15 protein-coding genes are annotated in these 13986 nt (G+C 41.4%); 10 read left to right on the forward strand and 5 right to left on the reverse strand.

Features of this window, described 5'->3' with window-relative positions; all coding sequences use genetic code 11:
• The first annotated feature begins 106 nt into the window (after positions 1 to 106).
• The 4 genes from MKX60_RS28195 to MKX60_RS28210 all read left to right on the forward strand — a co-directional run bounded on the left by MKX60_RS28195 (position 107) and on the right by MKX60_RS28210 (position 3933).
• Complete coding sequence (locus tag MKX60_RS28195; RefSeq protein ID WP_094874805.1) at positions 107 to 403, forward strand: WXG100 family type VII secretion target; 297 nt, start codon at positions 107 to 109, stop codon at positions 401 to 403.
• A gap of 109 nt (positions 404 to 512) precedes the next feature.
• Positions 513 to 2690 carry an HNH endonuclease signature motif containing protein gene (locus MKX60_RS28200; protein WP_341061617.1) on the forward strand — a complete coding sequence of 726 codons (2178 nt, stop codon included), beginning with the start codon at positions 513 to 515 and terminating at the stop codon, positions 2688 to 2690.
• 18 nt (positions 2691 to 2708) lie between these two features.
• Complete coding sequence (locus MKX60_RS28205; RefSeq protein ID WP_076202898.1) at positions 2709 to 3182, forward strand: SMI1/KNR4 family protein; 474 nt, start codon at positions 2709 to 2711, stop codon at positions 3180 to 3182.
• A gap of 412 nt (positions 3183 to 3594) precedes the next feature.
• A complete protein-coding gene (locus MKX60_RS28210; RefSeq protein ID WP_341061618.1) occupies positions 3595 to 3933 on the forward strand; it encodes a hypothetical protein in 339 nt (112 codons plus the stop codon).
• Positions 3934 to 3949: 16 nt separating this feature from the next.
• Here the strand turns inward: MKX60_RS28210 and MKX60_RS28215 are convergent, their stop codons facing one another.
• Positions 3950 to 4639 (reverse strand): Crp/Fnr family transcriptional regulator, encoded by a 690-nt coding sequence (locus MKX60_RS28215; protein WP_341061619.1) that lies wholly within the window; start codon positions 4637 to 4639, stop codon positions 3950 to 3952.
• An 80-nt stretch (positions 4640 to 4719) separates the two neighbouring features.
• Between MKX60_RS28215 and MKX60_RS28220 the strand changes: the two genes are divergently transcribed.
• Complete coding sequence (locus MKX60_RS28220) at positions 4720 to 5478, forward strand: HAD-IIB family hydrolase (protein ID WP_076283421.1); 759 nt, start codon at positions 4720 to 4722, stop codon at positions 5476 to 5478.
• A gap of 117 nt (positions 5479 to 5595) precedes the next feature.
• Here the strand turns inward: MKX60_RS28220 and MKX60_RS28225 are convergent, their stop codons facing one another.
• The 4 genes from MKX60_RS28225 to MKX60_RS28240 form a co-directional block, all read right to left on the reverse strand.
• The gene (locus MKX60_RS28225) at positions 5596 to 6795 is read right to left on the reverse strand and encodes an MFS transporter (protein ID WP_076283420.1); all 1200 of its coding nucleotides are present in this window, start codon (positions 6793 to 6795) and stop codon (positions 5596 to 5598) included.
• 66 nt (positions 6796 to 6861) lie between these two features.
• On the reverse strand, positions 6862 to 7479 hold the full coding sequence (locus MKX60_RS28230; RefSeq protein WP_076283349.1) for a sugar O-acetyltransferase: 618 nt from the start codon (positions 7477 to 7479) through the stop codon (positions 6862 to 6864).
• Between the two features lie 73 nt (positions 7480 to 7552).
• Positions 7553 to 8509, reverse strand: coding sequence for an ROK family protein (locus MKX60_RS28235; RefSeq protein ID WP_341061728.1), 957 nt, complete (start codon positions 8507 to 8509; stop codon positions 7553 to 7555).
• A 361-nt stretch (positions 8510 to 8870) separates the two neighbouring features.
• Positions 8871 to 9380 (reverse strand): GNAT family N-acetyltransferase, encoded by a 510-nt coding sequence (locus MKX60_RS28240; RefSeq protein ID WP_341061620.1) that lies wholly within the window; start codon positions 9378 to 9380, stop codon positions 8871 to 8873.
• 124 nt (positions 9381 to 9504) lie between these two features.
• On the opposite strand from MKX60_RS28240, the gene MKX60_RS28245 reads away from it, so the two are divergent.
• The 5 genes from MKX60_RS28245 to MKX60_RS28265 all read left to right on the forward strand — a co-directional run bounded on the left by MKX60_RS28245 (position 9505) and on the right by MKX60_RS28265 (position 13916).
• A complete protein-coding gene (locus MKX60_RS28245) occupies positions 9505 to 10362 on the forward strand; it encodes a LysR family transcriptional regulator (RefSeq protein WP_076283347.1) in 858 nt (285 codons plus the stop codon).
• Positions 10363 to 10425: 63 nt separating this feature from the next.
• A complete protein-coding gene (locus MKX60_RS28250) occupies positions 10426 to 11109 on the forward strand; it encodes an RNA polymerase sigma factor (protein ID WP_081392992.1) in 684 nt (227 codons plus the stop codon).
• Positions 11106 to 11930 carry a hypothetical protein gene (locus MKX60_RS28255; protein WP_076283346.1) on the forward strand — a complete coding sequence of 275 codons (825 nt, stop codon included), beginning with the start codon at positions 11106 to 11108 and terminating at the stop codon, positions 11928 to 11930. The genes MKX60_RS28250 and MKX60_RS28255 overlap by 4 nt, the downstream gene beginning before the upstream one ends.
• A complete protein-coding gene (locus tag MKX60_RS28260; protein WP_076301124.1) occupies positions 11920 to 12783 on the forward strand; it encodes an ABC transporter ATP-binding protein in 864 nt (287 codons plus the stop codon). Before MKX60_RS28255 ends, MKX60_RS28260 begins: the two co-directional genes overlap by 11 nt.
• A gap of 5 nt (positions 12784 to 12788) precedes the next feature.
• A complete protein-coding gene (locus tag MKX60_RS28265; RefSeq protein WP_341061621.1) occupies positions 12789 to 13916 on the forward strand; it encodes a hypothetical protein in 1128 nt (375 codons plus the stop codon).
• Positions 13917 to 13986: the final 70 nt, after the last annotated feature.

The following is a 13986-nucleotide window of genomic DNA, read 5'->3' on the forward strand; positions in this document are numbered from 1 at the left end:
AACCGGAGCTATAATAATGAACTTAAAAGATCTTATTGATCTGAAAAAAAGTATTTTTTAAGTTCATTTTTATATAAAAAACAATTACTTAAAGGAGAGGTTAAGAATGGCAGACAAAGTTACATTGAGTTACGAGGGATTGGCATCGCAGGCAAATACGGTTTTGAAACAAAAACAAGAGTACGATGCATTAATGAAAAAAATTATGACGACAGCAACGAATCTGAATAGTATTTGGGAGGATGCAGCAGCTAGAGATTTTGCCGAAAAGGTAAAAAGTATGCAGAAAACTTTCGATGCATTTGGCAAAGCGCTTGAGGATATTGGAACTCATATGAATAATGTATCTAAGAGTTATTCAGAACTTTCTAAAAATATTAAGAACTCTCAAAAAGGTTTCTAAGAATCTATCAATATACTTTCAACAACATGAGCCCCACTACATAAGAATGCAATTAGCTATGCAGAGTGCTGCATAGCTAATTTTATTAGAAGCAAGCAGGGGGAATCACATGGCGTCAACGAAGCTTACATTTAACGTAGAGGAAGTCGAGCGCCTGCAGACGAAAATAAGACAGGTAAGCCAGGACACCAATCGGTTGTATCTCCAGTTGAAAGGTCAAGCTAGTAACTGGAGTGGTATCCCATTAGGATCAAACCAGGTGCAGGCGCAGATAATCATCAACGAACTGACGGTAGAAGCGGAAAAACTGGAAGACATCATTCGAGGCGCAATAAAAGGTGTTCAAGGCGCACAGGATGAGAACAAGAGGCAGGCAAATCAACTTTTTCAACAGCTCGGTGTTCTTGGCGGTATGTTCGAAAGGTTTGGGGGCGGAAGTGCAATAGGGAAGTCTTCTATCCCGACGACGGCTCAGAAAGCAGTCACGAATCTGATCACCTCGGTTGCTACTCTGAGGGGTTGGGATGAGTTGAGTAGGGATCCTATGGTGCAGAAGCTCCAAGCAACTATTAAAAATTCAGGACTGGGAACGATCGACTCCATAGCCGCGCAAAGCAAGCTGAAGGATATCTACCTGGCGCGGGATCAGATCGCGAAGGCGCAAACCGCCTATAAGGTATATCAAGCGTTTGGAAATCAGACTCAAATGGACGCAATGCATAAGCTAGCGGAAGACGCACGCAAGAAGCTGGAATCCTTGGGTATAGACGAGGTCCAGTACCAGGCGGGTAAGGATCTAAGCACTTATTTTAAGAAACCAGTGGTTAAGGCATGTGATTATGATCCGTCTATCACTAGTAGAAGCGTACCACTAGTGCAGAATGAAGCGTATCAGTTGCTACTACGGATGGCAATGGAAAAAGGGGAGAAGGGAGCCTGGGCAAAAGACCAACTGGAAGGCATTCAAACCACCATGGAACAGATGATTGCTACTGGAGTAAGTCTGGGTGCACACGTGATGACAAACCAAGGTGGAAAGGCTTGGGGAGATGTTATAAAATTGACTTCATCAGTCGCCCAACTGGATTCCTATAATCTGTTTAGAACGAATAAACCGGAGGTTCAAGCAAAACCCGAGGATTCTAAAAATGCCTTTTATAAATCGATAGACAGTTTTAAAGAGATTGGAACGGGTTTTGTAGGTACATTAAGAACTCGTGCGGATAAGGCCACAGACTCCCCCTATGACTTCTTCAACTGGTTAACATTAGGGATAACAGGAGATATCCCGGTCGGGATATATGAAGCAGCCAAAGATCGATCAGAGCATATGTTTGATTCAAAGGAGAAGTTTGCGAATTGGTTAACACTGGGAACAGTGGAGATGGCGAAAGGAGCATTTAATCCAGACGAAGCATGGTCAGCGGATCATTGGCTCAACAGTCTGGGAATGGTAACGTTGTTGTATGGTCCGGTAGAAAAATCTTTGCTTCCTACAGGAGGTGGAGGTCTAAAGCCTCCAAAAGGGTTAGATTCTGTAAAAGGGTTTGAGGTACAAAAACCGTTGCCGGCATTCAGCACAAATGAAGGTTTTCAATTCAAAATAAATAATCTAGATGTAGATACCCCGGCACTTCCACAGACTCCGATGCAAATCAATTTTAAGAATGAAATGGATCGGATTTTTAGAGAGAAGATGGAAGGGAAGAGTGAGAGTAATCATTCAATAAAGGACGTGGAAGTGAAGGCGGTTGAAGGAACGGGTAATGGTGTAAGTGGCAGTAAATCGTCTTATTCAAAAAACATTGATGATTTCTTGTCAGGCAATAAAAAGTTTGATGAAGTATTAGATGATTATGCTACAGTGTATGCAGAGAAAGTTAATTCAAATGTCCCTTGGAAGTGGAGAAATGTACCAGGGGGAGATACACTAACACAAAAGCAAATTAAGTTGATTAGAGAACGAGCGAAGGAACTAGAGAAAATACCAGATGTACCTATGAAGCCTGGTGTAAAACATCCTGATTTTGAGAAAGCTGATTTAATTATAAAGATTGATGAGAATCCTGTTATTTTACAGTTGCCGAAAGACTATTGGAAGAAGTCTGATCCACAACAGTTCCAATGGCTTGATTCACAACTTCCAGGTGGAAAACGCCCACCTGGCACAACATGGCATCATTCTGAAATTGACGGTAGAATGGAATTAGTACCTTTTGGTATACATAATTCCATAAATCATCAGGGTGGGAGAGCTCCAGGTGGTTGGGCGCATGCTAAAAGATAAGAATAGGAAGTGAGAGAAGTGAGATTGGATGTTAATACGATTGTCCTTCCATTGCCAACCGATGAATTATTAGATGTAGTTGAGCGAAGCTTGAGAGTTTCATTTCCTGAGACTTATAGGAGTTTTATTAAGGATAATAATGGAGCTGTACCAATCACAAATATGTTTAGTTTTAATCAACATGAATATATAATTGAAAAGTTTCTTTGTATATTGAATGATAGTGAGTCTGACCCTATTAATGGATGGTATGATGTTGAAGTTATTATTACACAAATAGGTGATAGATTAACTGATAATGAAGATTTAGTGGGGATGAATGTAGTTCCTATTGCAGCACTTTTTTCAGGGGATTTTATTTGTTTGGATTTTAGAGAAATAGAAGAACCTACTGTAGTTATTTGGTTTCACGAAGAGTCAGAGGAATTTTCACCTGTAACACAAAATGTCGCCACAAATATATCAGAATTTTTTGAAATGCTAAAAGAGTAATACTATTTTAGTTCATGTTAGCACGTGATTGATGATTAGCCCTATTCAGTGCCGAATGAATCCATTATTCAACCTTAATACGTATAACCCATGTAATGCCGCAACAAGAATCTCTTGATTTCCTTTGTACGTACGAAAATTCTTGAAAAGCGTAACCTAATTAACGCTAGAGCCTTACATAGAACAGGTCGATTATGGTCAGATACCACCATGACTGACCTGTTTTTTTATATTCATTTTCCGGTGTTGTAGCTTGCGGTGCCAATCCAATATCCCTCCCAATTAAAGATTTCAAAAGGAGTAAAGCACCCCCAAAAGGACTTTACTCCTTTTTAACATCTAGTCTAAGCTATGTTATTATTACCTTATATTTTCCTATAAATAACAAAATATAAAGTTGGGAGGTTTATGAATGAGAAGTAAGCGTAACTTGATAATGCTGTTATTGTTTGCTTTGACGATTATACTTTCAGCCTGTAATGATAAAAAAGCTGCGATATTGTCCATGGATGAAATACGGGATCTAGCTCAGCAAGGCGAGGCGTTGTCGTGGAAGGATTTTGAAGGTTATCCCTTTGAAGACGTTGGTTCAGGTTTGTACATCCGTAAATATGAAATCAATGATGACTACCATGTATTGGTGGGTGGCGGAAGTGTTGATGCAGCTCCTCTGTATATAAATCTTGTCAAAAGAAACGGAGAAAAGATCGATATCCGTTATGATGACATCGATCATTTTATCCTCAAATGAATGATGGGCTTTTAGGTTATTCAAATCTTATTCCGTTAGATAATTCATCCAAACGATCCCAGTCGAGTACTACAATTTCTTGCTTAACTTTATATAAGATCTCCATGTCGGTGAGTCGCTGAATGACACGGTTTAAATGGCGGGGAGTAGTCCCAATTAACGATGCTATATCTGGGATATAGGGTGTCTGAATTTCTTTTCCAAACTCCCGTTGGAGCTGTATCGTTAATAGATAACTTGCAAACCTTTCCTCGACAGCGCCTAGTAAGTTCGTCCGTGATGCGGATGTGCAGGTTAGAAGCTTGTAAGAAAGATGTTTCAGCAATAAATCTTTAAAGCTATGGTTATCCATTAGGTCAGACTCAACCTTTTGTTTCGGGATAAATAAGAGAGAGGTTTGTTGTACCGCTTCCACTTGGGATTGGACCACAACCTCCTGCACGTATTCAATGTCCCCGAATAATGACAAGGGTGAGCAGAACCGTAATAACAAGGATTTTCCCGTTCCCACACTAGAAGAGACCTTAGTACGCCCCTCCACTTGAAAATAAATTCCGTCCAGCTCATCCCCCTCATGCAAAATGATTTCATTCTGCTCATAGACACGTAACTGAATTAAAGCATGTTTTGATGTCGTGAATACTTGATTTAGATTAAATTGGGTAATGTAATGTGCTATAAGATTTGGATCCTGAATAGTTTTCATTGCGTACTCCTTTTTGGACATCGGTCCTTTCTATTATATACGAACTCGTTATTATAGAGAAAAAGGGGAGGATATAGACGATGAAATTTATTTTTGATTTAGATGGAACCATATGTTTTAGCGGCAAACCTTTGAGTGAACGAATCGTACAAGCCTTGGATACTTTAATTGAAAAAGGTCATGAGGTTATTTTTGCGTCAGCCCGGCCTATTCGTGATTTGTTGCCTGTGTTGCCTGCACATATGCATCATTTTTCTATGGTTGGCGGGAATGGTGCGTTTATTGCAAAAGGTGGAGAGGTTATTTCGACGATACATTTTGACGCGCAAACTTCGGATATCCTCTTGAAATTAATAGAAGAGTTTAATGCAGCTTATTTGATTGACAGTCACTGGGATTATTCATATTCGAGTTCTGATGATCATCCCATTCGGAGAAATGTAGATCCAGAACAACGCGCCAAAAATGTAAGTCCATCTGAGCTGGATGAGCTTGTGAAAGTAGTTATTTTGAGAAGCCTAAACGGGGAACAGTTATTAGATCAGCTACATAAACTACCTGTTGTGATTTATAGACATGGTCAAGAGGACATTATAGATATTAGCCCTAAAGGCATAAATAAATGGACAGGATTACAACAATTAGGCGTAGAAATGCAGCAATTTATCGCTTTTGGTAACGATGCTAACGACATAGAAATGTTTAGACATTCCGCTCATTCGGTTTGTGTTGGAGAACACACAGAGCTTGGTGAATTGGCAACGGAAAAGGTGAGCAACGAAGAGGAGCAAATTGTTAGAAAAATACTGGAGCTGATGAGTGGGCTGCGGGTCGCTTAGTCCATCAACTGATGATCTTAGCTCGCCGTACGGTGCAGCACATACAGGGAAGCTATAGTTGAAATCCAAAAAACCTGCCGATTAAATCGACAGGTTTTTTAAGTAATATAGATGAGGTTAGATAAGTTCTTGGCGGCGATGTAAATAACGATATAGAATACAACCGGATATCGCGCATATCGCTGCACATAATCCGATAAAACCATAACCGGCTTGAAGTCCGCGTAATAAACCTATTTGCGTCTCTGCACCGTAAAGCCGCTTCACGCCTTCGATCACAGCACCTATAGCATAGTTGCCAATTACGCTACCTACTCCCATTAACGTGACTGTAAATGTGATGGCGGTGTCGCTACCATGTGGATATCTTTTGGCGATAAAAGCCATAACCGTAGGATAAATCATCGCAATCCCGATTCCTGCAGCGGCAAATAGAAATGCGAGCTTTTCTCCACCCAAAATTGCGGCAAACGTACACAGGGCAGAGAAGGCTGAAAAGATGATAAGCGATAGGTTAAATCCAATCTTATCAGTAACGGGTCCGAGTAGGAGTCTTGCTAACGAGAAGCAGAGAAAGAAGGTAGACAGCATCCCAGAAGCAGTAACCGTATCCCACAGGTATGCTTTTTCAAGGAAATTTACGAGCCATCCGCCTACAGCAAGCTCCGACACGACTCCGAAGGAAAGGATAAGAACCATTAGCCATAAAGCAGGGTCACGGACAAGCGTTTTTAAGGGAATACGGTCTTCATGTGGAAGATCGTCACCTGGAAAAGTACTCCGTAAGGCAAATATTATAGGCAGTAAAGATAAGCTAAGCATTATTAGATACATTCCGCGCCAATCCAGAGTATGACCGAATATACTTACCGTCATCAGCCCTGTTGCCAGTAGGGGAGCTAACGTGGAACTAAACCCGTAAAAGAAATGGGATAAGTTCATCATAGTCCCGGTATTTTTAACGAAGATACGTGCTCCCAGGATGGCAAGTCCAATCTCAAGCATTCCGTTTCCAATATACATTAGGAAGTATGAAGCCGAGAAGAGGGGATAGCTATGTGAGATGTAAATTAGAACGCCAGAGAATATCATGGATGCGAAAGCAATAATACTGACAGCCTTGATCCCCCACTTACGAACCAATACAGCTGTGAAGGAACAAGCGATCAAATAACCTAGTGCGTTTAGGGATAGAAGGGTACCCAGCTGCTTTTCGTCCAGACTGAAGTCAAACTGAATTCTTGGAATGGCTGGCCCTTTAATATTTTCCGATATCCCAAACACAATAAACCCCAAAAAGATCGTTGCCAATTGCATGGCATAAACCTTATTAAATCCGCCAAAACGCTTTTTCAACGTGAGAACCTCCAGAATCGGGTATCTTTATTGCTCGATGTCTCTGTAGTACTCTTCTTTAAGCTTCTCCCAGTGTTGTTTATCGTCCTCTGTAATTTCTCTTAGCACTCTGCAAGGATTCCCCACTGCGATTACATTGTCAGGGATATCTTTAGTCACGACGGAGCCTGCGCCGATGATTACATTGTTGCCGATATTTACCCCGGGATTGATAACGGCATTTCCGCCAACCCAGACATTGTTTCCAATGGTAATCGGTGTACCGAATTCGAGCAGACTAATACGAACGTCCGCATCTATGGGGTGGCCAGCGGTATATACACTTACTCTAGGTCCAAAGAGAACATTCTCACCTATCGTTACTTTTGCTACGTCCAGGATAATGCAGTCGAAATTGGCGTAAAAGTTATTTCCGACGGTAATATTGCTGCCATAATCGCAGCGGAAAGGTGGCTCAATATGCAACGATTCACCCGTAGACTCGAATAATTGCTTAAGTAATTCTACTCTATATTCGCCTTGTTCTTCCGTCGTATTGTTAAATAAACGAGTGAGCATTCTGGATTTTTTGCTATCTCTAGCTAATTCTTCTCCACCAGCCATGTAAAGCTTTCCTGCAATCATATTCTCTTTGTTTGTTGCCATTCGTAATTCCTCCTGAAGTTCTTGTTGGTTTTAGATCCAATCCATGATGCAAATGTTAGGGTCATAGAAATACTTACCGCCGCTTCTCAACCAGCTGCAACGAATAGGTCAAGCTTTCCAGCGTGATCGCAATTAATCCGTTCATGTAATAATCATCAGGGTGATCCAGCACAATTAGATGAGGCATATGCTCTTCTGGAATGAATGCCAGACAACTTTGATAGATATGTGGCACATCCTCTTGTCTAACTTGTTCACCTGTGAGCGCAATCGTCTCAGGGTTAATAACTGCCGTCAATGAAGCGATGGTATGAGCTGCCAATGGGATAAACGTTTCTGTCTGCCCCAAACGAATGAATTGCTCGTCACGAGAGATTCCAAACGGTAAAAATGAGACTTCGCCCGCGAATCTAGTATTGCCTTTGTGGATATGCCCGTCGATCATCATCCCTGCACCTGGAAAGGCACCTTTGATAAAGGTCAACACAACGATGGTCTTATCCTCTTCGTAATCCTGCTGTTTAAAGAATCCGTAAACGGTCAGATTCATGTCATTTTCAACTGTGACTTCAACCTCGTATTTCTCTCTGAGGAGTGACTCTAAGGGAGCGTGAATTAAAGTGTTGATATCACAAATATTGATGACGCCTCGGTGAACCAGTCCCGGGATTCCAATGCCAACGGCTTTGATGTTGTTATAGGCTTGAATTAGTGTGCCTACTAAATGATCAATGGTTGTAGCGTCAATACTCTCAGCCTTGATATATCCATCATCTACACGTTCGCCAACGGAATTCGTTACTGCATAGGTTAAGGATTGTTGGCCATCTTCAATTTTGGCATAGATGCATGCGATGTAGGAGAAATCGGCATTATAGATGAATCTTCGGGCCGGCCGACCTCCATTCGAAGCCTCCAGCTCCGTCTCAATGACTTCACCTGTCTCCATAAGCTCATTCAGAATATTTCCGCAAGTGGCAATACTTAACCCGGTGGCGGTTGCAATCGTTGATTTGGTTCCTTCTTTCATCGATTTCAAGGCTTGCTTGATGAGCTCCTGATTTATCTTTTTAACACGAATAGAATTGTTTGCGATTTGGTTTATTTTATTCACCTCTAGACTTTTGAAAATGGTTATTAAAAGTATTATCAATACTATAACTTGGTGTTTTATAATTGTCTATATTAGTTGAACTTAAGATTTTTCTATTAAGGTAATTGTGTGACTGCGGTGAATGCTTGGACTTCCGGCCGCTGTTGTCCCCAGATTTCTTGATTATATACCGTGTTTCACGGTTGAAATCCGGGGACAAAGGCGGGCTATCGCTCCTACAGTTCCAAGCTTCCCCTCCGCCACTCTTCCTTTTAAAATGTTTTTAAGTTCAAAATGTCTAGCCAATGACCTTATAATAAAAAATCGTCGCATGTAATTCACCATTTGCTGATATCGCATAGCTCGGAATACGTCCAGCTTGTATGTAGCCCATTGAAGTATAGAGGAGGTTGGAAGGGTCACCTTCTCTTGTATCAAGCACTATTAAAGACCGGTCTTCCTGCTTAGCTCTGTCTTCAGCCTTTTGCATAAGAGAACGAGCAATACCATTACGACGATAATTAGAGTGTGTCATTAGCTTTGCGATTTCGGCTCGGTGTGTTCCGTTTGCTTTTGTACTTAAATGTAGTTGTACACTTCCCACGATAATATCATTCATTGTTGCGACAAAAAGAATCACATCGGGCGCCAAAACATTGTGCCAATATGATATAGAGTCTGACGGATCTAAGGGTGGTAAAAAACCAATGGAGGCTCCATCCTCCACCACCTGTATTAGAAGCTTTGAAAGCTCATTAATAGATTCCTTAATCGTAAATAATTGTTCGATTCTGATATTGCTAACCATATAAATTCCTCCAACACTTATAAGTTTAAAAATATAGCGAAATCATAACTGAATACATATAATTTGTATAACGAATTTTATAGATCGTAATCATTAATATTTTGAATCATAGAGGGTGTTATCCATGGACTTATCTCAATTAGAAGCTTTTTTGGCGGTATGCAGAATTCGAAATTTCACCAAAGCCTCAGAGCATCTACATATCTCCCAGTCCGCCGTTACCGCAAGAATAAAAGCTTTAGAAAACTCGGTGGGCAAGGTGCTCTTTACACGTGATAACCGGAATGTTAGCTTAACGCAGGCAGGGATATCTTTTGTTCCATATGCTGAGCGGATGCTTCGTTTGTTTGAAGAGAGTAAGGTGACTCTATCCGAAGAACTGGAGAACTATATCATTTTGAGTGGACCCGGATCCGTATGGCATTATTATTACCTGCAGCATATTCTTTCATTTAGACGTGATCATCCCAAGGTAGCCATCAAATTCCTAAGTTATATTGATTCTAGCTATATGATACGTGATCTTTTACTGGATGGAATAGTCCAGGTTGCGATTAAATATGACCCGCCGGAACATCCTAAGGTGACCAGACATCTCCTGTTTGAAGATGAGATTATTCTGGTCTCCACACAATTAAGAGAAACGCCTGTAAGCAGGGAGGATTTTTTTCAGCGGGAGTATTGTCATTTAGAGTGGGGAGGTCCGTTTCCGGAATGGTTTACTAGTATCGTTGGAGCGGGCTATGTGCCGACACTTCAGACCGATCACTCGATGATTATGCTGGACATGCTGCTACTAGGGGCAGGCTTTGGATTTCTACCACGATCTATAGCCCAACCTTATCTCGATCAACAGAAGCTATTTCAACTTCAATGTGAGTTAGACACGCCGATTATAAAGGTTTACGCTCTTTATTTAACTGAGAATGCAGAAGATATTCGTGTACGGCTTGGGCTGGAGATGCTTGGGGTGGATAGGTAAGTTGTATCTGGATTGTATCTTATTTTAGGCTAGTCAGAACCATGTTCTGGGTGGCTTTTTTATGTGGAATTATGGATTCTAGTAAAAATGTACATAGTAGGATGCGTCTACTTCATAGGTGATTTCGTTATATGTAGTAGAGTGGAAGATTGGAGGGGAATTGAGATTAGCGAGGACAAATGGATCGTAGAAGCACAGCAAGGGAATGAAGCAGCCGTGGAGTTATTAATTCGGCATACCTATAGTGATGTCTATCGATTTATCAGATGGAAAATACATAATGATGAATTAGCTTGGGATCTTGCACAGACCGTATATGAAAAAGCATGGGCTAAGCTCGACAGCTATCAAAATGAACACGGAAGCTTTCGAGCTTGGCTGATGGCAATCGCACAAAATGTCTGCATTGACTATTTTCGCAGTAAAAGTACTCGGCAAGCAGAGTTGAACCAAAGCATATCTGATGAGATCACAGTTGACGAAGATTTTTTAGAAGGCATATTACTTCGTGAAGAGGTTAAAACGGTATACGCCGCAATCTGCTCACTTCCAGACGATCAAAGAGATGCACTCTTATTAAGGTATAAATATGAATTTACGTTTACAGAAATAGCTGCAATAACCCATGAACCGGAGTCTACAGTGAAATCTAGGGTGAGCCGCTCTTTATTGAAACTACGTGAGCTACTTAAGCAGACCAAGCCAAATGATTTATCCCACCCTTTTAAGAAAGGAGTAAAGAAATGAGCACTCAACGTAACGAACAAGATTACATGAAATTGAATTTACAGCACGAGATGACGTTAGAGGAACTGAATGAGATCGTGACTCATATTAAGTATATTCCTGAACCGCCGCTACTTGACGGTTTTGCAGAAGAAGCAATGAATCGATGGAGAAGCTCCAAGCGAGCTTTACCGGGGCAGGAATCGCCAGTTCCTCTATCGGTTCGGCAACAGATAAAGATTCTTTTTTCACAAGGATGGTGGAGAGAGCTTGTACTTGGCGTGATCTTGTTTGTAATTGGATATCTAGTTTTAAGTGTTACAGAGATGGTCAGTCCTATGTTTATTTTGTCTATTGTGGGTTGCATGCCTTTACTGGTGGTCGTCTCCCATACGGCGCGTAATACACTCTGTGGGATGGGTGAACTTGCACGGAGCTTTCGAATCCCTCTGCATAAGTATGTACAAGCACGCTTCCTTATAGCAGGTGTGATTTCAATACTGCTTAACCTTAGTGTTACCGCAATGGCATTCCCAGTAAGGGATCATGAACAGGTGTTCCGTACAACACTGTTATGGTTTATTCCGATTCTAATCAATGGGGCTGCAGCGTTAGTATTGTCTGGGCAGATCCGTAATTTTAGACATCTGACGACTGTGCTCTCCATGCTGCCTTTTTTTTGGATGCTTCTCTTTTCAGGAGAAGTGGTAGTGAACTGGGCAACCTCCGTCCAATTACTTGGATTGATAGGAATCACTATTCTGTCAGTAGTTATTTTTACGGTGGCTATGATCTTTCAATCCAGAATGCTGAGAAAAGGAGGTTTTCTGATTGGAGCTTAAGCTGCAAGGTATAGAACATAATTTCGGCAAGAAGCGGATTCTGAATAGCATTAACCTTACTATGTCTCCTGGTGTGTATGGCCTTCTAGGTCCCAACGGAACAGGAAAAACGACATTGATGCGTATTGTAGCAGATGTTCTATATCCAACTCGTGGAAAGGTACTGCTGAATGAACAGAACAAGGATGAGATGGGGGATTTGTACCGGGCTCAGATTGGTTATTTGCCACAAGATCTGGGGATGTACAATCATTTTTCAGCTCGCGATTTCTTGTATTATGTTGCCGCACTAAAGGGGCTGTCCAAGAAGGAGGCAGGCGACCGTATAGAGGTGTTGGCTCAAACGGTGAATCTATCTGGAGAGATGGATAAAAAATGCGGAAAGTATTCCGGCGGCATGAAGCGTAGACTCGGCATCGCTCAAGCTTTGCTTAATCATCCGAGCATTCTCATTCTGGATGAACCGACGGTAGGGTTAGATCCTATGGAACGCGTGCGATTTCGAAATCTGATTTCTGAAATTTCAGCTGAGCGTATTGTTATTTTGTCAACCCACATCGTTTCCGATGTCGATCATATCGCCAAGCAGGTGCTTCTGATGGGGCGAGGAGAGCTACTCCGTCAAGGAACGATTAAGGACTTGACCTTTGATTTGGAAGGGGAGGTTTGGGAGGCAGATGTCCCTGGACGGATGCTCGCTCAAATCGAAGAAAAGGGTACTGTGGTTAACGTACAGCAGACAGATAACGGATTAGCGCTTCGGGTAGTTAGTAAAGATCCACCATGTGAGGACGCAAGGTTAGTGAATCCTTCACTAGAGGATGTATATATGCACTACTTTCGGAGGGGATAATTCGCATGAGACGTCTGATTATATTTGAGTTCCGTAAAATCATGATTCCTAGAGTCTGGATTTCCATAGCAGGAGGTTTGGCGATTGCAATTTTCTATTTTATCAGCTTCTATCCATCCGGTACAAATAGTCTGTTGGTTGTAAATAAGGAAAAACCCGAAGTTATCGCTGCACATACGGGACCGATTCAACCAGAGTTAGCTCTTAAATACGCACCAAGGCTTAAAGAAGAATATGCCGAGGATAGCGTGGGATCTAAAGAGCAAAAAATGACTCGAATTCTGGAGCAGCGTTATGCAGCTTCGGCTTATAGTCTGGATCTATTCAATAAAAATTTGAACGATTTAAGAGGGCAGAAAGCTCTGCTGGAGAGGCAGGATCAAGGGTTATATGTATTAAAAGATGTTACGAAAAGACTTTCAATGCTGGAAGGAATTCGGCCACCCGGATTTTATGTGACAAATGACTGGGGATCTCTGTACAGATTTTTTTCAATCCCGGGTGTAGGCAATATTCTGATAGGTCTGATTCTAGTCTTCGCTTTGGCACCACTATATTCCGGTGAGGCAAATTATAGAATGGATTCACTTATTCTATCCAGTAAATATGGAAGATTGAAGATTGTTACTGCAAAATTGTTAGCGGGATTTATAGTAACCGGTGGATTTGTGACACTTTTTTACGGTGTATGTGTATTATTTTCTTGTTTGCCATTTGGTTTCGTGGGTTGGAATGCGCCCTTGAATAGTTACTTTGTAGAGAGCCCATATGACTTAACCCAGCTTCAGGGCATGCTCTTAAAATATGCCGTAACCTTGCTAGCAGCATGTGGCCTTTTATTATTGACTGCGCTGATCTCCGCTTTGTTTCGGAGCAGTCTAAGTACTCTTGGACTAGCGGCATGTTTAGTCATGTTGCCTTATTTCTCACTGCCAGGTGTTGTTGGTGATTGGATAGATTTTTTGCCATCAGGTGTAATCATGAGCACATCCTTAATCGAAAAATATGTATCTTATAATATTTTTGGTATACCGATATTGTATCTGACCGTATCCATCGTTTCGGTGATAGTTATAGGTGTGATTGCTACGCTACTCCTTCCAAAGGCGTTTGAACGTCGATTAAAGGCTTGAAATGTAGATAGACGCCTACCTAAGTGCCGATTATACTGAGTAACGTCAGCAAACAATTAGAGTGTCTGGA

The organism is Paenibacillus sp. FSL R5-0914, from assembly GCF_038004525.1.
In the GTDB taxonomy this organism is placed as follows: domain Bacteria; phylum Bacillota; class Bacilli; order Paenibacillales; family Paenibacillaceae; genus Paenibacillus_AQ.

What these genes read in the sequence shown, in the direction of transcription:
- MKX60_RS28195 (WP_094874805.1), top strand. Translation starts at nt 107, where the DNA reads ATGGCAGACAAAGTTACATTGAGTTACGAGGGATTGGCATCGCAGGCA.
- MKX60_RS28200 (WP_341061617.1), top strand. Translation starts at nt 513, where the DNA reads ATGGCGTCAACGAAGCTTACATTTAACGTAGAGGAAGTCGAGCGCCTG.
- MKX60_RS28210 (WP_341061618.1), top strand. Translation starts at nt 3,595, where the DNA reads ATGAGAAGTAAGCGTAACTTGATAATGCTGTTATTGTTTGCTTTGACG.
- MKX60_RS28215 (WP_341061619.1), bottom strand. Translation starts at nt 4,639, where the DNA reads ATGAAAACTATTCAGGATCCAAATCTTATAGCACATTACATTACCCAA.
- MKX60_RS28220 (WP_076283421.1), top strand. Translation starts at nt 4,720, where the DNA reads ATGAAATTTATTTTTGATTTAGATGGAACCATATGTTTTAGCGGCAAA.
- MKX60_RS28225 (WP_076283420.1), bottom strand. Translation starts at nt 6,795, where the DNA reads ATGCAATTGGCAACGATCTTTTTGGGGTTTATTGTGTTTGGGATATCG.
- MKX60_RS28230 (WP_076283349.1), bottom strand. Translation starts at nt 7,479, where the DNA reads ATGGCAACAAACAAAGAGAATATGATTGCAGGAAAGCTTTACATGGCT.
- MKX60_RS28235 (WP_341061728.1), bottom strand. Translation starts at nt 8,509, where the DNA reads ATGAAAGAAGGAACCAAATCAACGATTGCAACCGCCACCGGGTTAAGT.
- MKX60_RS28240 (WP_341061620.1), bottom strand. Translation starts at nt 9,380, where the DNA reads ATGGTTAGCAATATCAGAATCGAACAATTATTTACGATTAAGGAATCT.
- MKX60_RS28245 (WP_076283347.1), top strand. Translation starts at nt 9,505, where the DNA reads ATGGACTTATCTCAATTAGAAGCTTTTTTGGCGGTATGCAGAATTCGA.
- MKX60_RS28255 (WP_076283346.1), top strand. Translation starts at nt 11,106, where the DNA reads ATGAGCACTCAACGTAACGAACAAGATTACATGAAATTGAATTTACAG.
- MKX60_RS28265 (WP_341061621.1), top strand. Translation starts at nt 12,789, where the DNA reads ATGAGACGTCTGATTATATTTGAGTTCCGTAAAATCATGATTCCTAGA.